Genomic DNA, 18826 nt, shown 5'->3' on the forward strand with positions numbered 1-18826 from the left:
ATTATACTCATCAAATTAAGTATATCATAACTATAATTCAATTCGGGAGATGCAGTACATATGCCGCCCCTAACAATTAATAGTATGAGAGAATTCGAGCGTGGTAAGAAAGCGGCGATTGACGGAGATCTGGAGATGGCAAGGGAGCTGTTGAGACCGATAGCTGATTTCAACCCGCATCATCCTGCTGTTTTTTTTCTTTGTCTTATTGAATCAACCAAAGGCTCAATACAGAATTGTGATGAGTATTGCCCTAATTTTCTATCACGACACCCTAAACATCTTGGTATGCGAACAATATCCGCTCTTCTACACATAGCTAAGGGGAATTTCAGTGAAGCTGAAAGTGATCTAAATATTACATTAGCCAGTAATCCTCAGCATACACGTGCTTCAAGAACGCTTAAGAAGTTAAAGATATTACAACAGGAAGAATTGGCTCGTGGTGCAATAGAGGTACTTGATTCAACTCAATCTCATTCTGTAATTTCTAGCTTTTCAAGATTGAAGGCCGCAAAGCGTCTTAAAAAAATTTCCCCCGTAGATGACTGGGATAATCACCAATCACAGGCAAAGGTTGCTTTTTTTTACTACAGCAAGGATGTTCGACGCGCGTTTAAAAATTATGATTCTGAACTTATTGATAGTGCCGTTGAGCTTGGTTACTGTACTTGGCCTAGAAAAATTCAATCTTATATTCACGGGCGTAATGTTCTGGATGTTGGTTGTGGTTATGGTGGATACGCCATTGGCTTTTTGTGTGCGGGAGTGCGCACTTACACCGGTATCGATCCTGCAATGCCTCTAAATACCAAAGATATGCGCAATAAACGAATAAGGGAGTGGGTAGCTGCGCCAAAATCAGGGCACGAAATCATGGCAGCAATTCCAGATATACAACTCCATCAATGTTCTACACGAGAGTTGATTGGTACAAGAAAATTTGACGTTATTTGTCTTCACAACGTAACGGAACACTTACTGGATATTGAACAAGTATTTGAGGATATCTCAAAACTGTTATCAGTAGATGGGCAAGTTATATTCCTCCATCATAATTTTTATGGGTGGAGTGGGCATCATATGCCACCACATAGTCTATCTGTTCTAGATGAAAACAATCCAGAACACCTAGAATATTGCGACTGGAGACACATTAGTATTGTTGAAGATGTGCCTCGTGATCATTGTTTCCACACAGACCTTAATCTCATTCGCATGAATGACCTGCACAAACTCACACAAAAGTTTTTCAAAATTGAAGCGTGGGAAAATCGCCTTTCTCCCAAAGGGGTATTGGACCGCCTAACACCCGAGATTGAAAAAAGGGTACGAAAGAATTTTCCTGACGTTAGTATGGACGAGATGAAAACAAACTTGGTGTTTTGTGTTGCAGGTTCTAAGTAAAGGCGTCTCCAAAATTTTATCTTTCGTGTAGAGTCGGCAAACTTGGCGTGTATAGGTTATGTATCATGGCCAGTTTGTATTTCTGATCTTGTAATTTGCAATGTAAACTTGACTGTCAGTAATGATCTTCTTGTTAAGGTAGATTGCACTACTCCATAAAATGTTTTGTGTTTAGTCCCGAGAGAAGATATGACCCGGTTGTTTTATGGCGTGAGTTCTAGCGTGAAGTGCAACGTCCCTTGGCCATATCATAATGGCCTTGGTGTTTATGCCAGCAAGGAACGTTGCCATGTCAGTTTACAAACATCTGAGCTGTGAAGAAAGAGATCAAATTGCAACTTTCAGGGCGGCAGGGCTGTCGCTCAGTGCAATTGCACGGGCTATTGGTCGGAGTGTATCCACAATCAGTCGAGAGCTGAAACGCAACTGTTTACCGCGTGGCAGCTACAGCGCGCGTCATGCTGATGGGGCCTATCTCCTGCGTCGACAGCGTGAGGGGATCCTTGAAGAGAATGAGCAGCTGCGAACGTTTGTTGTTCAGCAACTGGCGGAGGGCTGGTCACCGGAGCAGGTGTCTGCATGGCTCAAGACGGGAAATGAGCGCCATCAAAGCCTTTGCCCTGAGACGATTTACAGTTTCATATACCGCTCCAGTCAGAAAGTGAATGAGCTGTGGCGGTATCTAGGACCTGTTTACAAATAGGATTCACAAATCCATCAGTTTGTGATTCAAGGTATCTTTTTGAGAGGTTACCTTGGCACGGCACTTGATGAGTGATGATGAATGGCGTTTTTTGAGCAGTTTGTCGCTGCCATACGGGGACGAGGTGGTCGTAAACCAAAGGATCACCGCCGTGTTCTTGATGGGATCTTTTGGATTGCCAGAACTGGTGCACAGTGGCGCGATTTGCCCGAAGAGTTTGGGAAATGGATCAGTGTGTACCAACAATTCCGCCGATGGAGCCAAGCAGGGCTCTGGGAATTGATCCTGTCCGTGTTGAATGACAGTACTTCACTCCCTTCCAGTGTTCATATGATTGATAGCACTGTCATCCGTGCCCACCAGCAGGCGGCGGGCGCAAAAGGGGGACTCAAAAACAGGGTTTTGGCCGCTCAAAAGGTGGCTTTACGACGAAAGTCCACCTGATCGCCAATATTATGGGACTCCCGATACGTCTTGAAATTTCTGGTGGCGAAGTCTCCGATTATAAAGGATATGACATCCTTTATGACGCAGGTGGACCTACCGCCAAGGTTTTGATCGCGGATCGAGGTTATGACGGGGATCGTATTCGTGAGCATTGCCAAGCCAATGGCGGCACAGCCGTAATACCCGGACGACGAAGTCGTAAGGAGCCCATAGAAATAGACCATTTCATCTACGTTTTGCGAAATCAAGTTGAACGCTGCTTCAACAAACTTAAAACAGCCCGAAGGGTTGCCACCCGCTATGACAAAACAGCTTGCAGTTACTTAGGCTTCCTACACATAGCTGCTGTTAGGTTATGGTTTCGCAGTATGTAAACAGGTCCTAGCCCGCAGCCGCAAGCGTCGCAGGCCCTTAAAAACCCGCCCCTCACGCGATACGATTAAAGACCGCCACTCAATCCATGAAAGGCCGCAGTCCATTGAAACAAGAGAAGAATTAGGGCATTGGGAGGGAGACCTGATGATCTGCAAACGCACGCGCCCTATCCTTGTGCTGCATGAGCGAAAGTCACGGGTCACGCTGGCGGTACGGCTCCAAACCAAATCGGCAACCAAAACGGCTGATGCCATGCTCCAAATCCTATCCAGGTTTGACAAGGGCTGGCGCAAGTCAATCACCTTCGATAACGGCACTGAATTTGCCTTGCACACTCTTCTCAGGGACAAGTTGGGCATGAGCACCTGGTTCTGTGATGCCTATGCCTCCTGGCAAAAGGGCGGGGTTGAAAATGCCAATGGCCGATTGCGACGTTGGTTACCGCGAAACTGTGACATCGATAATCTGTCAGAGGAGGAGATGCAGGATATTGTCATGAGCTATAACCTGACACCACGAAAGTATCTCGGCTGGCAAACACCCCTGCAAGCCCTCTTTAAAGAGACCGGCAAAGACGTTAAGCTAAGCTTTGCGTAAAATCGAAATGTTGCACTTCACGTTAGAATCTATCGAATAATTGCCTGAAAAGACATTTCTCAAATGAACGCTTAGTAAAATTAGTCGCTACGGGTAGCATTGTGTTTAAAAAACATGAAATAAAACTAAACTGAAAAGGGAACGGCCATCTCTGGTTTAAAAGATGGTATTATGCAACACGTCCCTCTAGCTCTTTTGCAATCCAGGGCGTGTTCATAGATGGCAATGCTCACACGATCGCCATTTTATCAGGCTCTGAGGCCAAACCAGACGCAGAGTTTGTGTCAAGGTAGGCTTCAAGTCCCGCGCTTGTGCGCATCAAACCTTCTTCTTTCAGGTCCTGCATAGACGTTAGCTGACGCGACCAAGGATGCATAAGCCCATGCTTTTTCAGGTCTCCCAGTTTTTTTTGATAAACTTTGTACTCAGAAGCACCTTTCCAATACTCTCCCCGCTCAATGGCCCTTGCAACTACTTGTTCAAAGTCGGGTAAGAACTTGAAATGTAAAAGTGAGCACCAATCATCTGCCATAACAGTTTCCCCGTTACAGCTATGCAAACTTCCTCCTCCAGTAGACATTGATTTGCGCCAATAGTGGAGTGGAACCTTGCTGAGAATAGGGGAACAAGGCCATTTTCTTTTAAAAAGTAGACGGAGTGGCCACATCAAGAACCTGCGAAGTTTTCTTGATTCAAGCTTGAATATCGAGTGCTGAATCTGCACTTCTACTTTTGATAATATTTTATTGGAGTTATAAAAAAAACGCTCCCTAACACCACCACGCATGTAAAAATGGGGATGCTGATCAGGGCGGCACTTTTTTCTTTCATGAATTCTGTAGCCCATTCCATCAAAATACGGGTAAGTGGCTAGCAACGATTCCTCTGAGTTATAGGACATGCATTGCGGCGGCTCTTTGGAATACATATCCACCAAGGGAGCATAGACAGACTGCACCCCATTTGCCTCCCAGTATTTGATAAGTTCGCCAAGTTTGAAATCAGGAAAACCGGGATAAACGAAAAGCTCATCTGCATCCACAAACAGGACCCATTTATGCTTGAGATATTTATCTGCAATCTGCTTAAACCATCGTCCCTTCGTTTTCTTAAAACTTGCTGAACTGCAAAAAACACTTACATCTTTCGCACTTATCAACTGCGCAAGGCTACCATCGGTAGAGCCGTTATCAATGATAAAGAAGTGTTCAGCACCAATTGCGCGGTAATGTCTTAGAAAATCCGCGAGTCTCAAGGCTTCGTTTCGAACAGCACATACAACTGCCAGACCAAAAGTTTCTGGTATTTTGTCCAAGCCAAGACTTTGGGAAAAGACAACTGGTGCTTTATGTGAATGCCCTCTATCACTTTTATCAGTCAACGTGACAAGCCCTTTCAACATCTGCACCCAAAGGTAAGAGGTTCAGGCAGAAAGAAAAACACTGACTTCTAATGGTGAGCACGGCCCTATAGGTGTAAAAAGGATTGATCCCAACAACTATACGTAACCATCAAAGAACTTTGGGCTGACAGAGAGGTAGTGATGGAATGGATGCCTCTCCCGGCGCATTTCTGCAATACTGAGCAGAGTGTAGCTTTTGGAAAAAGAGGGACGCAACCATGAAGAACCTTGCCGTTGTTGGAGTTGATTTATCAAAGAACGTTTTTCAACTGCATGGAGCCGCTGCAGACGGACATGTCGTATTTTCAAAGAAGGTTTCTCGTGCGGGTTTTTTGAAGGCTTTGGGTAAGCTGCCAACTTGTCTTGTCGCAATGGAGGCTTGTGCGAGTTCCCATTATTGGGGAAGAGAGGTGGGAAAGCTGGGGCACGAGGTTCGCTTGATTGCGCCGATTTACGTCAAACCCTTTGTTAAGCGCCAGAAAAACGACGCCAACGATGCTTTTGCCATTGCCGAAGCCGCCGCCCGTCCCACCATGCGCTTTGTGGAGGTCAAAAGCGAACTTCAACAGGCCCGTTCGATGGTGTTCCGCACCCGTGAGATTCTGGTGCGCCAGCGAACCCAAATGATTAACGCGCTGCGGGCGCATTTGGCCGAACATGGACTGGTCGTCCCTCATGGCGCGGTCCATGTTGAGAAGCTGAGGCAGCGTCTTGAAGCGGATGGGGGACATCTTCCTGAGATTGTTCATGAAATGGCGAGGTTGTACTTTGAACAGATTGGCGAGCATACGCAAAAGATTAAGGTGCTTGAGAAAAAACTTCAGACATTGGCCAGAAACAGTGGTACGGCAAAAATTCTGCAAACCATTCCCGGGCTCGGCCCAATCACCGCGATAGCGATAGAGGCTTTTGCCCCCGCAATGGCCACGTTCAAGCGCGGGCGGGATTTCGCCGCTTGGCTGGGCCTGGTTCCCAAGCAGCACTCAACGGGGGGCAAAACGCGGCTTGGGAAGACGTCTAAAGCCGGCCAGCGTGATATTCGCAGGCTGCTGATTATTGGCGCGACAACAGTTATTTGGTGGGCCCGCAAAAAAGGCGCGCCCCGGCATCCGTGGCTTGAGGCCTTGCTGGCAAGAAAAGCTCCTCTGGTGGCCGCTGTGGCGCTGGCAAATAAAATGGCGCGAACAGTATGGGCAATGATAACAAAGGGAGAAACCTATCGAGATCCGGCAAGCATGGCTGTGTGAACGTGGCTTGTTTCGTCGGTAAGCCGGGAGGGATTGCAAGGGACATCTGACAGTTAAGGACCCAGGATCACTAAGATCGGATCAGGAAAACCAGTTTGCGACACGGAGCTTTGAGCTCGTGGTTATGATATTGGACCTGATCGGCGCTTATCCATAACGGCCCGCGAGGACAAAATCTTGCAAAAAGGCCTGATACACGTGCGCACTTGATCCCATGGTTTTTACGTCTGAGTAACTCTCGCATTGACTAAGGCATCCATACATGTCGCAAATTTTGTGTGAACACAGATTCAATCTATGGTCTAGACAGAATTATCCGGCGAGTGCCATGAACTGACGATAGGCTGGAATGTCCTGCTGTCCGATCTGGACTTTTCTGATCATATGAGCAGTTTCAATTCCCTCAAGTGTAGCTTCGGCAGAATGGAAGGCTTTGAAACCCATCATTGCTCTGGTCAGGCGCTTAACAGACCGGTGGTCTTGCTCAATGATATTGTTAAGATATTTGCCCTGCAAGATGTCGATGAATGACAACCAGCAACCGACTAGCAACAAATATAGATTGATGTTACCTAGCCCAGACTTGTTGGCTCCGCTCTTGTCTAGAACGACCTTTTTTAGGCAGAGTGTTATTGAGCAGCCCCGTTTGAGTGGTCCGCTTTGAAAGTTAGTGCATGGTTGGCCTTTGGTCTATCGGAATAATGACTTCCGGAACTGGAGGGCGGTAGCCCAGAGCACTATGCGGTCGTTTGGTATTGTAGTGTTTCCTCCAGCGTTCTATGATTATTTGAGCTTCATGTAGCGAGTAGAAGATTTCTCCATTCAATAATTCATCACGCATTCGCCCATTGAAACTTTCGCAATATCCGTTTTCCCAAGGCGATCCTGGCTCAATGTAGGCTGTTTGGGCTCCGACGGATTTGATCCACTTTTGAACCGCCTCCGCCACGAACTCCGGGCCGTTATCTGAACGAATATAGGCAGGTATGCCGCGCAGGATAAACAGGTCCGTCAGCGCATCGATGACTTCGCTCGCATTCAGCTTTCGCTTCACCCGAATAGCAAGGCATTCACGCGTATACTCATCCAAAATATTCAACGTTCTGAATGCCCTGCCATCATCAGTGCGATGATGGACAAAGTCATAGGACCACACGTGATTGCGATACTGTGGCCGGAGACGTATGCAAGACCCATCATTGAGCCAGAGCCGCCCCTTTTTTGGTTGCTTCATGGGAACTTTCAGCCCCTCTCGTCGCCACAGACGTTCAACACGTTTATCGTTCACTTGCCATCCAGCCTCTCGGAGCAAAGCGGCAATGCGACGGTAACCGTAACGGCCATATTGGCGTGCCAGCTCAATCATATCTGCAACCAGCTGATCTTCATCCGCTCGCCCTTTGGGGAAGCGACGCTGTGTGGAGCGATGCTGACCAAGAACACGACAAACACGCCGCTCGGAAACCTTCACCTGACTGCGTATATGGTTAATGCAGGCTCTGCGACGAGCAGGGCTCAGAAGTTTCCCTTTGCAGCCTCCGTAAGGATCAGCTTGTCCAGTGTCAGATCCGAGACCGCACGGCGCAAACGTTCATTTTCTTTCTGCAGCCGCTTCAGTTCCTTGAGTTGCTCCGTACCCATTCCGCCATACTGCTTCTTCCAACGGTAATAGGTTTGCTCGGTAACGCCGATCTGGCGGATCGCATCCATGCGCGCCATTCCTTGCCCCGTCAGGACTTCAACTTGCCGCAGTTTAACGACAATCTCTTCTGGTTTGGGTCTCTTGATTCCCATATCGAGTCCTCCGTTTTCCTAATCATAAACGTGGACCACTTCTTTGGGGGAGGCTCACCCGTTCTTGCAACGCCTCCAATGGCTGCCCCTCTTGTGACCAATCCTCAAACACGTTCTGCAGACTTTCGGGCGGATCAATCTCCTGCCACAGGCGGGTATCGCGGCTGACCAGCCGGGTGCGCAGCACCTCATAGCGCTCCAACACCCCTTGTACCGCCTGACGAAGGGCCTGTGTGTCCACAGCCCCGCGCAAGATCAACGGCAGGCCCTCATTGTAGACCGGCTGCCCTTCAAAGCGGGCATTGGCCAGCCACATGCGTTCTTGCTCGAACGAGGCGGAAATGGGCGCCTTGCGATCCACCGGCTCCACAGCTGGTAACGGCTTGTCAAAACGCTCCTCAAGCCGTGTAGCCAGCTGGCGGGCACTGGGGCTTTCAAACACAAGACGTACCGGCACGTGCATACCAAGGGCTTTTTCCAGCCGCAGCGCCAACTGGGCGGCAAAAATAGAATGCCCCCCGATCTCGAAGAAGTTATCATCAAGTCCCACCCGCTCCAGAGAACGGCGATCATGGGCAACCACATCGCGCATGATTTGGCAGATCAGCTCTTCATGCTGGGTTCGCGGCGCCACAAAGCCCACTTGCACGGTTGTTCCTGCTACATCCGGCAGGCCTTTGCGGTCCACTTTTCCTGACGGCGTGAGTGGCAGGCACGACAACCCGACAAACTGGGAAGGTATCATATGGCCGGGCAAGGTAGAGGCCAGACCCGAGCGCACCTGCGCCGCATCCAGCACGCTCTCCAGTCTCAAAATATACATGGCCTGATGGTCCGTCTCTCCATCACTCTCAACCGAATGGTCAAGCGCACAGGCCACCAGATCTTCCGTCCTACCTTGCGGCACCACATAGGCCACGAGAGAAACATCCTCTCTTGAGGTCCCTTCAAAACTGCGTGCCACAACAACAGCCTGAACAATGCCCGCTTGCGCTTGCAGCGCCGCCTCAATCTCCCCCAGCTCCACCCGCATGCCGCGGATTTTGACCTGAGTATCCATACGGCCAAGGAATTCCAGCGTGCCATCAGATCGCCAGCGGGCCAGATCCCCGGTGCGATACAGCCGCGCCCCCGCTTTGCCGGAAAACGGATCTGCGATGAACTTCTCAGCAGTTAAACCGGAACGCCTTAGGTAGCCGCGGCTCACCTGAACCCCGCCAATCAGCAGTTCGCCAGAAACTCCGATCGGGACCGGCTGCCCCCATGGGTCCACCACATAAGCCTGCGTGTTGGCTACAGGAGCACCAATAGGGATCACCGTTTCGCTGCCAGTTGTTGGATAACATAAAACCTCAATGGTAGCCTCTGTTGGCCCATATAGGTTGATCAGCTCGGCCTCTTTCCCCGCTTTAGCAACGACCGCATGGAACCGTCTCACGCACGTTGCACTGAGGGCCTCTCCGCTTGTAAATATCGTCTGTAATGAGGTTAGGCTCTCAAGCTCCTCTCCGGCTTCTAAAGACGCCACGTAGGGCTCAAACAGGCTTGGCACGAAGTGAATTACACTCACTCCGTTGTCCACTATGGCCTGACATACTAGGTCAACCTGCCGGTGAGCATTTGGCGCCAATATTACCACCCGCGCACCGCAGGTTACTCCCCAGAACAGCTCCCAGACCGAGACATCAAAGGTGTAAGGTGTCTTTTGTAAAAGCACATCCTCAGGCCCCAACGGCACCATTTCTTGCATCCATGCCAAGCGGTTACTAAGCCCTTTATGACAGACCATCACCCCTTTTGGGGTGCCAGTGGAACCGGAAGTGTAGATCACATAGGCAAAAGAGCTGAAGCTACTTGCGTTGAGTTGGCCATCCAGCGTAGGCGTTTTACCGTTGAACGCCAATAACTCTTGCCTAACATCGACATCATCCAGAACGACCAGATGTCCCCCACCTGCTTTCTCACCCAGGGCACTAACCTTCATCACGCTACATTGTGTGAAGACTACCCTTACCCTGGCATCTTTCAGCATAAAGGCGAGGCGCTCTGGCGGATAGTCTGGATCCAGCGGCAGGTAGGCGCCGCCTGCTTTCCAAATGGCCAGCAAGGTGATGATCAGCTGGGCGGAGCGTTCCAGACACACCCCCACCACCTGTTCCGGTCCCACCCCTTGACAGATCAGATACCGGGCCAGACGGTTGGAGGCCGCATCCAATTCGCCATAGCTCAGCTGGTGTTCCCCATCCACCACCGCAACAGCGTCAGGCCGTAGGCGGGCTTGCGCTTCGAACAACTCCACAACCGTTTGATCCTCTGGGTAACTCACGTGTGTGTCGTTAAAGCCGTGCAGAAGATGCTCAAACTCATCCTCACCCAAAAGCGAGTGATCATAAAGACAAGCTTGTGGGGCCTGCACGACCTGCTGTAGTAATCGGCAGTATTGAGCAGCAATACGCTCCACCGTTTGCTGGTCAAACACTTGTGTGGCATAAAATACATTGCCCTCAAGACCACCATCGGTTTCCACACACTCAAAGGCCAGTTCAAACTTTGCTGCCGGGGGCGGGGCCTGCGTAAAACCAGAGATCTCGACTTCTCCTAAATGGGGTTCAAACTCCACCTCAGGAGTATTTTGTAAAATAAAAGCCACCTGTGCCACCGGCGCATGCTGCATGGAACGCACTGGTTCCAGAGCCTGTACCACCGCTTCAAACGGAATTTGGGCATGAGCAAAGGCAGATAACACCACTTCCCGTGTCCGCTGCAGATGCTCTTCAAAGGAACTGGTTAAGTCCACACGGTTGCGCAGCGTCAAGGTGTTAACAAAGAACCCGATCAAGCCTTCGAGCTCAGGCCGGTAACGTCCGGCCTCTGGACTGGCCACCACCACATCCCTGCCCGCCCCAAGGCGGGCCAGCAACACTGCAAACACTGTTTCCAGCACCATGAACAAGGTAGCGGAATGGGACTGTCCCATTTGCTTGAGCTTCGAGTTCAGCTCTTCTGGCACAGTAAATGTTACCACGCTCCCTTGATAGTCCATGGTCTTTGGCCGCGGATGGTCAAAAGGCAGTGTGATGGCTTCCGGTACTCCAGACAGCTCTTCACGCCACCATTCCACCACAGCTTCCAGACGTCCTTCGGACAGCACCTGTCGCTGCCAAACGGCATAGTCGGGGTATTGCACCGTTAACGCTGGCAGCGCTACAGGGGCACCCCCACAGGCTTGCCGATACAGGACAAAGAGCTCCCGCCATAAAATTCCCACAGACCAGCCATCCAGAATACTGTGATGACCACCAATAACCAGAATATACGCTTGAGGCGTTTTCTTGATCAAAGTTGCACGGAACAGCGGACCTGCCATCAGATCAAAGGGACGTCCCAACAGGTCGCGCACTTGGGTCGCCAGCGACTCTGCTGTCATCCCCTCTCCCTCTTCCAAACGAAAATATCCAGCCAGCGGCTCTGGGGCGATCTCCTGAGAGAGACGGTCATTTTCTGTGTAGCTAAACACCGTACGCAAGGCTTCGTGGTGTTGAAGAAGCTTGTGCAGGGCCTGCTCAAAAGCTGATACATCCAAGTCGCCTTCAAGCTGAAAGGCATGTTCAATGTGATAGGCAGCCCCGGCCTGTGGATCCAGACGGTCCAAAAACCACAGCCGTTCTTGTTGGTATGACACAGGCATGATCCGGAAGCGTTTTACAGGCACAAGCGGCACCCACTCATTCAGAGCCGGAGCCTCTTCCATGCGCCTGGCCAGAGCCAGAACAGTCGGTGCTTCAAATATATCCCGAACAGTGACCCGTTTTCCGCTCAAGGCCTCCAATCTACCCACTAGCTGCACGGCATTGAGCGAATGTCCGCCGAGGGCAAAAAAGTGATCAGCACGGCCCACGGCCTCCACTTGCAACAACTGGGAGAAGGTCGCCGCAACCTGCCACTCAACTGGACTGCGGGGAGCTTCGTAGTTCGTTTGTACAGTTTTTCCCTGAACATCTGGCAGGGCCATGCGGTCCACTTTACCTGAAGAGGTGAGTGGCAGGCGAGGCATTGCCACAAAACGGGCTGGAAGCATATGCTCTGGAAGCAGGCGCAGCAAAGCCGTCCGAAGCAGGACCAGCTCGGGCAAGACTTCTTGAGAGCACGGGGCAATAGGGCTATCAGATGCAGGAACTGCGTCACTTGCGAATTGAAGATCCGGGCTTGGCACCACATAGGCCACAAGCTCGGTTCCTGTTTCTTTATCTGTGCGCACTACGACAACAGCCTGAGCAATGTTCTCTTGCGCTTGCAACGCCGCTTCAATTTCACCCAGCTCCACCCGCATGCCGCGGATTTTGACCTGAGTATCCATACGGCCAAGGAATTCCAGCGTGCCATCAGATCGCCAACAGGCCAGATCCCCGGTGCGATACAGCCGTGCCCCCGCTTTGCCGGAAAACGGATCGGCAATGAACTTTTCCGCAGTTAGCCCCGGCCGCCCCAGATAGCCGCGGCTCACCTGAACCCCGCCAATCAACAGTTCACCAGAAACTCCAATCGGGACAGGCTGGAGCCTTGGGTCCACCACATAGGCCTGTGTGTTGGGCACAGGAGAACCAATGGGCACCACGTCCTCAGTGCCTGTGGTCTGATACACCGTCACATCAATGGTGGTCTCGGTCGGGCCGTAAAGGTTGACCAGTGCGGCGGAGCATCGCTCTTGAACTAAAATTTCATGAAAGCTCCTTACACAAGAAAGTGGCAGAGCTTCTCCGCTAGTAACCACCGCCCTCAACGCAGCAAGACTCTCACGCCCTGTCCCAGCCTTCAGGTAGTCTAGATAGGGGCTAAACAAGCTGGGCACAAAGTGTACTACACTCACCCTGTGCGCACTCATGGCCTGACACACCAAATCAATGTTCCGGTGAGCCCATGGCGGCAGTATTATCACTTGTGCCCCATAACAGGCCCACCAGAACAGCTCCCAGACCGAGACATCAAAGGTGTAAGGTGTCTTTTGTAACAGCACATCCTCAGGCCCCAACGGCATCATTTCTTGCATCCATGCCAAGCGGTTACTAAGCCCTTTATGACTGACCATCACCCCTTTTGGGGTGCCAGTGGAACCGGAAGTGTAGATCACATAGGCAAGTGAGTATGGTGTGAGAGGACGATGATATGCATCGGGTTCAAGGCCACTGCCTTTATAGCTGGCAAGTTTTGCTTGTGTATCAAGATCCTCCAAATCAATCAGGCGTAGCTCAATTACCACGTTCCCAATAACACAGGCGTACCCCTCACTGCTTTGCATCACCACCAACTTTATCTCTGCATCTTCCAGCATGAAGGCGAGGCGCTCTGGCGGATACTCAGGATCCAGCGGCAGGTAGGCCCCGCCCGCCTTCCAGATGGCCAGCAAGGTGATGACCAGCTGAGCGGAGCGCTCCAGACATACCCCCACCACCTGCTCCGGCCCTACTCCTTGGGTGACTAGATAACGGGCCAGACGGTTGGATGCGGCATCCAACTCGCCATAGCTCAGCTGGTGTTCCCCATCCACCACCGCAACCGCCTCAGGCCGCTGAAGGGCTTGCGCCTCAAACAGATCCACAACCGTTTGATCTTCTGGATAAGTGACAGCTGTGTCATTGAGCCCATACAGCAGTTGATCCTGCTCTTGCACCGCCAGCAACTGCAGCTCGTACAAGCGCGTGTGCGGCGCATGGGTAATCTGTGTCAGCATCCGGGTCAGCATACTTGCTATCCGCTCGGCGCTGGGGCGCTCAAACACCTGAGAAGCATAAATGAGGTGCCCCTCCAGACCTTGTGCACTCTCCCACAAAGTGAATTCCAGATCGAACTTTGCTGGCACCTCGCCCTGTGGCGGCAAGGGAGTGGCAACCGTCTCTCCAAGAACCAGATGCCCTTTCCAGTCAGGTACGTTTTGCAATGTCAAAAGTACCTGTGTCACGGGAGTATGACCTAAGGAGCGCTGGGGAGCCACAGTCTCCACAATCTTGCCAAACGGCACCGTATCATGGGCCAGAGCTGACAGGATTATGTCCCGGCAGACCAGCAGCTGATCTTCAAACGAGCTGCTCAGATCAACACGATTGCGCAAGGGAACCGTATTAACAAAGAAGCCGATCAAACCTTCCAGCTCCTCCCTGGGACGCCCAGCCACAGGAGTGGCAATCACCACATCCTCTCCCGCTCCCAAGCGGGACAACAGCACCGCAACAGCGGTTTCCAACACCATAAACAGCGTAGTGTTGTGTTTGCTCCCCAGTTGTTTCAAAGCCTCGCGTGTATTAATAGGGATGGTAAAGGCAACAACGCCCCCTTGATAGTCCATCACCGGGGGACGGGGGTGATCAAAGGGCAAGGCCATAGCCTCAGATACCCCTGATAACTGCGTCCTCCACCACGCCAGTTCCCTCGATAAATACTCTTGCGACAACTCCTGTCGTTGCCACACCGCATAATCGGCATATTGAACAGGCAGTTCGGGCAACAGGGCCGGAGTACCCTCACTAGCCTCCACATAAAGAGCCGACAGCTCCTGTCACAAAATTCCCAAAGACCAGCCATCTACAACACTGTGATGCCCGCCAATCACCAGTATATGGGAGTGGGAGGAGAACCGGAGCAAGGTTGCACGGAACAAAGGACCGCGTGCCAAATCAAAGGGGCACTGTCGAAGGGATCGCACATGATCTGCCACCTCCTGAGAGTTCAATTCTCTAGTCTCTTCCACTTTCAGGCAATTTGTGTCCATATCAGTCGCAATCTGCTGACATGGTATTTCACCTACTCCCTTGACAAAGGTTGTACGCAATATTGAATGACGTGCCGTTAGATTCTGTAGAGCTACTTCTAAAGCCAAGGGTTCGAGTAAACCATGGATATCAAAGGCAAAGACCTCGTTATAGGCCACACTGGCCCGTTCATCGAGGCGGGAAAAAAACCACAGGCTTTCTTGCTGGAAGGACAAAGGGATAGGCTGAGAGGGATCTGCAGGCATGATCCGCACCGTTGTACAGGGCTTACAGGCCTTCATGGCAGATGCAATTTGCCAAACTCTGGGTGCCTCATAAATGAGTTGCCGGGGCACCTCATATCCACTTTTGTCCTGCAATCGTCCTGTTAAACGGATCACTTGCAAAGAGTTCCCACCGCACTGGAAGAAATTTGTTTCCCGGTAAATTGGGGATCGGTGCAGAACTAGTTCAAAACAATCGGCCACCAGCTCTTCCAGCCGTCCCTGAGGAGAGGTTCCGGCTGCGGCTGCGGTGTCATTGCGGGTGCCCCCCCCGTTCCACTGCGCCAGTTCCTCAGCTGTTATCAAAGAACACTCCAGAAACTGTGAGACCTGAGGATTATTTTGCTGTAACACCTGTGCTACCTCACAGCACAGATCATCAACTTGCACTTGATCTGATACCGGTCCCAGCTGCGCAAGCACCACTCCCACCTGCAAGAAAAGCTCCTCGCCCTGTACACACCAGAGAGCCCGGGCCTGTGCGCAGGCCGGAACGGCGCTCAGACACTCTTCCATCTGTGCCGTCGAAGGCACAGCTATATCCCCCGGCCAACCGGCAAACCGGCGAACGACAGGAGCCTCCTGCACCACACACAGGCCCGTTGCCCCTTCCCATCGGGCCACCTCGCTCAGCATCCCGCTGACATACTGGCTGCGGGATTTGAGATGCTGTAGTTTCCCGGAGCTGGCCCGAGGAAGGCTGGCGGGGCGAATGAACACCACCGTAGAGACCTCAATTTCGTAGTCCTGCCGTACCGCCCGCCCAATGGCTTCCCCCAGAACTTCAGGGTTGAACCGCTTCATACTGGAGCGGCTAAGCTCATGAACGAACACCAGTTCTTCCCCGCCACTTTGCTCCACCCCGAAGGCAATGGTGCGGTCATTTCCCAAAAGTGGATCGCTGCCGTTAGCCGTCACCTCCAGATCCACCGCATAGTAATTCTGCCCGCGAACGATCACCATTTCCTTCACTCGGCCCAGAACGTAAAGCTCTCCCTCCCGCAAAGCCCCCAGATCGCCGGTGCGCAGCCATGTCTGCCCGCTGGTCTCACCGTAAACCTGTGCCTCAAACACCTGCTGTGTCAGCTCGGGCTTGCGCCAATACCCGCTGGCTGTGGAGGGACCAGACAGCCAGATCTCGCCTACCGTTCCCTCCGGCAGTTTCGCGCTGGTCTGCGGATCCACGATAACCAACTGCTGGGTGTTTAACACCTGTCCACACGAGACCACAGCTCGTTCCCCAAGCTGAACATTTCCCGCTTGATCAAACACAGTTCCGGGGTAACTATGAATGTGACCTGATCTCTCTTTGCAAGTAGAATTCTCCTCTTTCCACGGCTGCCGGCCAGTAGCTACCAGTACATTTTCCGCCATACCATAGGCAGGGCAGAACGCAGAGGCTTGAAAGCCATGGGCGGCATATGCATGGGTAAACGCCTCAAGGGTGGAAAGCTGGACAGGTTCAGCGCCAACTAATACAAACCGCAGGTTGGACAGATCAAGGCCTGCCCGTTGTTCCGGCAAGATGTCATCACAGCACAGTTGATAGGCAAAGTTGGGGGCCATGGTGAGGGTGGAGCGGGTCTGGCTGATCACCTCCAGCCAGCGCAAGGGGCGCTGCACAAAACTGGCCGGAGCCATCAGGTGGGCCGGGCACCCCAGATACAGCGGCAGCAAGATGGTACCGATGAGGCCCAGATCATGAAACGGCGGCAACCAGCTGCACATGGCCTCCTCCGTTTCATCGTCTCCCTCATACCCGCCGCAGACCAGCTCCTGAATGTGGCACAAGTTCTCTAAGATCTGCCGGTGGGTGGCCATCACGCCCTTGGGTAAGCCGGTAGTGCCAGATGTATACTGAAGGTAAGAGATGGCATCGGGACTGCAGTTGACAGGCTGCCAGTCTTCCCAGTCCCTCAGATCGCTTTGGTCAACCGCCAGACAGGCCAGTGCGTAATCAGCCAGTTCCCAAGGCTTTAATCTGTCCAACTGATCTTGTAGGCACAAAACACAACGCGCATCAGCATCTTTGAGGATCTCCTCCAGCCGCTCCATGTATTTGCTATTGCGCGGCGGATAGGCAGGAACGGCGATCACTCCGGCCAGCTGACAGGCAAGAAAGGCGATGATGTAATCCAGCCCCGGCGGGCACACCACCAAGGCCCGCTCGCCCGGCTCTAACCGATGGGCCAACTGCGCGCCAACCACTCGCACCCGCTGCCACAGCTGCTGATAGGATAGCTGGGTGGAACTTCCGCGCTTCGCACCTCCAAACCGGTAAAATCGGAAAGCAAGCTGATCTGGAGTTGCAAGCGCCCTCCCCTCAACAAGGTGACGCAAAGTCTTGACACGAAGCGAAAATGTGCTCATCTGGGTGCTCTTTTACCATAACAAGCCCCCACCTGTAGCTCAAGAAATGTACCGGCCTTCTCAAACTTAGGCCTAATCTCCTAACAATTTATTATATGTAATATATGGTCATTCTTTGGTCTGTACGACCGGATGCACACATCCCGTGCAGCGTACAATTTGCCCTTTCCGTTGACATTAAGATCACACTGATACGCCCCACACGGGACGTCTGAATGCAGTCAATTTATTAAGAACGGGGACGCCGGCATAGCCAAGTTGTTTGCTTTTAGATTTTCAAGTACATAGTCTGTATGGGCGTACCACCTTTTTGCGATGAGCACGGCTGATGTTGAAGATCTTCTGGCTGAGTGTGGCGTTATTGTCAGCAGGGAAACTGTACGCCAGTGGGTTAACCGCTTTGGTCGCCATTTTTCCGGTTGCATCCACAAAGATCAGCCAAAATCCACTCGGAAATGGCATCTGGGTGAAGTTGTGATTACAATCAACGGCAAGAAATATTGGCTTTGGCGGGCCATTGGCGGTGAGCGTCCCGTCCTTTGACTTGGTCCGGTTTTATGATACGTGACAAATGTCTTGTAAAATTAGGGGAATTTATGATGTCGTGGCTTCCAACTTTAATCACCGCAACCCCAGAAGAAGGCTTTGATCTGGCGATTAAGCTGTCACGGATGGCTGTAAAATTTACCCAGCCGGATGCAATGGCGCGGGATCGGATGCGTCCAGACTACGCCAACAATGCCGATAGTTTGACAAAAGTATCACAGGTGGTCGCGACTCATTTCCAGACCGTCGCACAAGCAAATAATTATTGGCGCGACGACAGTTCGCCTTCCAGCGCGCTTGAGTAGGCTTGCTCCGGTATCACACAACCGACGGCGCAGGGGCGTTGTCACGTAGCAAAAAGCACATAGCTCAGATATCTGGTATCTTGATGAGGTTGTGATCAAGATACAGGGCCAGCGATACTATCTGTGGCGAGCCATTGATCAGGATGGTTACACTCTGGACGAAATTCTTCAAAAACGGCGGCAATACCAAGGCCGCCAAAAGTTTACTGACCCGTCTGTTATCACTGCAGGGAGTTACTCCAAAACGAATTGTTACCGATAAACTCGGCTCCTATGGAGTGGCAAAACGCAAGGTGATACCGACTGTTGAGCACCGCAGCCACAAGAGCTTAAACAATCACGCAGAGAACTCGCATTTGCCTTTGCGAAAACGAGAGAGAGCTATGCAAAAGTTCAAATCGCCGGGTCTGCTTCAAAGATTCCTGACAACCTTCTCTGGCCTGCGTAATCTGTCCGCCCCCTCGCCACCAACGTTCTGCAATCGACATTCACCTTCATCGAATCAACGCTTTCTCACAATGGAAACAGGCTGCAATGCTTCACACCTAAATGCGTCCGCAGAAAACGAGTGCAGCCAACTTCAGGTTAAATTGATAGCGCCCAAAA

The 18826-nt window shown here is 51.7% G+C and carries 8 protein-coding genes and 5 pseudogenes; 8 read left to right on the forward strand and 5 right to left on the reverse strand.

All coding sequences use genetic code 11. The features are described from left to right. Positions 1-84 precede the first annotated feature (84 nt). From P6574_RS09780 to P6574_RS09795, 4 genes and pseudogenes are all read left to right on the forward strand, one after another. Positions 85-1407: a methyltransferase domain-containing protein gene (locus tag P6574_RS09780; RefSeq protein WP_310620113.1), complete on the forward strand. Its 1323-nt coding sequence runs from the start codon at positions 85-87 to the stop codon at positions 1405-1407. 289 nt (positions 1408-1696) lie between these two features. Beyond that, on the forward strand, positions 1697-2110 hold the full coding sequence (locus P6574_RS22100; RefSeq protein WP_405048091.1) for a transposase: 414 nt from the start codon (positions 1697-1699) through the stop codon (positions 2108-2110). Positions 2111-2177: 67 nt separating this feature from the next. Then, positions 2178-2931, forward strand: a pseudogene (locus tag P6574_RS09790) (IS5 family transposase). Beyond that, the gene (locus P6574_RS09795; protein ID WP_310622141.1) at positions 2903-3529 is read left to right on the forward strand and encodes an IS30 family transposase; all 627 of its coding nucleotides are present in this window, start codon (positions 2903-2905) and stop codon (positions 3527-3529) included. Before P6574_RS09790 ends, P6574_RS09795 begins: the two are co-directional and overlap by 29 nt. A gap of 229 nt (positions 3530-3758) precedes the next feature. Here P6574_RS09795 and P6574_RS09800 read toward each other — a convergent pair whose 3' ends face one another. Next, on the reverse strand, positions 3759-4910 hold the full coding sequence (locus tag P6574_RS09800) for a glycosyltransferase family 2 protein (protein WP_310620114.1): 1152 nt from the start codon (positions 4908-4910) through the stop codon (positions 3759-3761). Between the two features lie 239 nt (positions 4911-5149). Here P6574_RS09800 and P6574_RS09805 point away from each other — a divergent pair, with 239 nt between their 5' ends. Then, positions 5150-6178: an IS110 family RNA-guided transposase gene (locus P6574_RS09805; protein WP_310619544.1), complete on the forward strand. Its 1029-nt coding sequence runs from the start codon at positions 5150-5152 to the stop codon at positions 6176-6178. A gap of 312 nt (positions 6179-6490) precedes the next feature. Here the strand turns inward: P6574_RS09805 and P6574_RS09810 are convergent. The 4 genes and pseudogenes from P6574_RS09810 to P6574_RS09825 form a co-directional block, all read right to left on the reverse strand. Further along, a pseudogene (locus P6574_RS09810) lies at positions 6491-6703 on the reverse strand (DDE-type integrase/transposase/recombinase); the annotation flags it as partial. Positions 6704-6845: 142 nt separating this feature from the next. Next, a protein-coding gene (locus P6574_RS09815; RefSeq protein ID WP_310619455.1) for an IS3 family transposase occupies positions 6846-7972 on the reverse strand; the annotation gives its coding sequence in 2 pieces (ribosomal slippage) (positions 6846-7708 and positions 7708-7972; 1128 coding nt in all). Positions 7973-7994: 22 nt separating this feature from the next. Next, entirely contained in the window at positions 7995-11984 is a 3990-nt protein-coding gene (locus P6574_RS09820; RefSeq protein WP_310622142.1) for an amino acid adenylation domain-containing protein, read from the reverse strand. Between the two features lie 3 nt (positions 11985-11987). Beyond that, positions 11988-17369 (reverse strand): annotated as a pseudogene (locus tag P6574_RS09825) (amino acid adenylation domain-containing protein); the annotation flags it as partial. Positions 17370-17657: 288 nt separating this feature from the next. On the opposite strand from P6574_RS09825, the pseudogene P6574_RS09830 reads away from it, so the two are divergent. The 3 genes and pseudogenes from P6574_RS09830 to P6574_RS09840 form a co-directional block, all read left to right on the forward strand. Beyond that, a pseudogene (locus tag P6574_RS09830) lies at positions 17658-17888 on the forward strand (IS6 family transposase); the annotation flags it as partial. Between the two features lie 80 nt (positions 17889-17968). Then, the gene (locus P6574_RS09835; protein ID WP_310620115.1) at positions 17969-18220 is read left to right on the forward strand and encodes a hexameric tyrosine-coordinated heme protein; all 252 of its coding nucleotides are present in this window, start codon (positions 17969-17971) and stop codon (positions 18218-18220) included. A 67-nt stretch (positions 18221-18287) separates the two neighbouring features. After that, a pseudogene (locus P6574_RS09840) lies at positions 18288-18769 on the forward strand (IS6 family transposase); the annotation flags it as partial. Positions 18770-18826 lie beyond the last annotated feature (57 nt).

It is taken from the genome of Pseudovibrio sp. M1P-2-3, assembly GCF_031501865.1.
Taxonomy (GTDB): domain Bacteria; phylum Pseudomonadota; class Alphaproteobacteria; order Rhizobiales; family Stappiaceae; genus Pseudovibrio; species Pseudovibrio corallicola.

Bases quoted from the DNA above. Each gene is read 5' to 3' on its own strand.
- P6574_RS09805 (WP_310619544.1), top strand. From the start codon at position 5,150: ATGAAGAACCTTGCCGTTGTTGGAGTTGATTTATCAAAGAACGTTTTT.
- P6574_RS22100 (WP_405048091.1), top strand. From the start codon at position 1,697: ATGTCAGTTTACAAACATCTGAGCTGTGAAGAAAGAGATCAAATTGCA.
- P6574_RS09780 (WP_310620113.1), top strand. From the start codon at position 85: ATGAGAGAATTCGAGCGTGGTAAGAAAGCGGCGATTGACGGAGATCTG.
- P6574_RS09820 (WP_310622142.1), bottom strand. From the start codon at position 11,984: ATGGCCCTGCCAGATGTTCAGGGAAAAACTGTACAAACGAACTACGAA.
- P6574_RS09835 (WP_310620115.1), top strand. From the start codon at position 17,969: ATGTCGTGGCTTCCAACTTTAATCACCGCAACCCCAGAAGAAGGCTTT.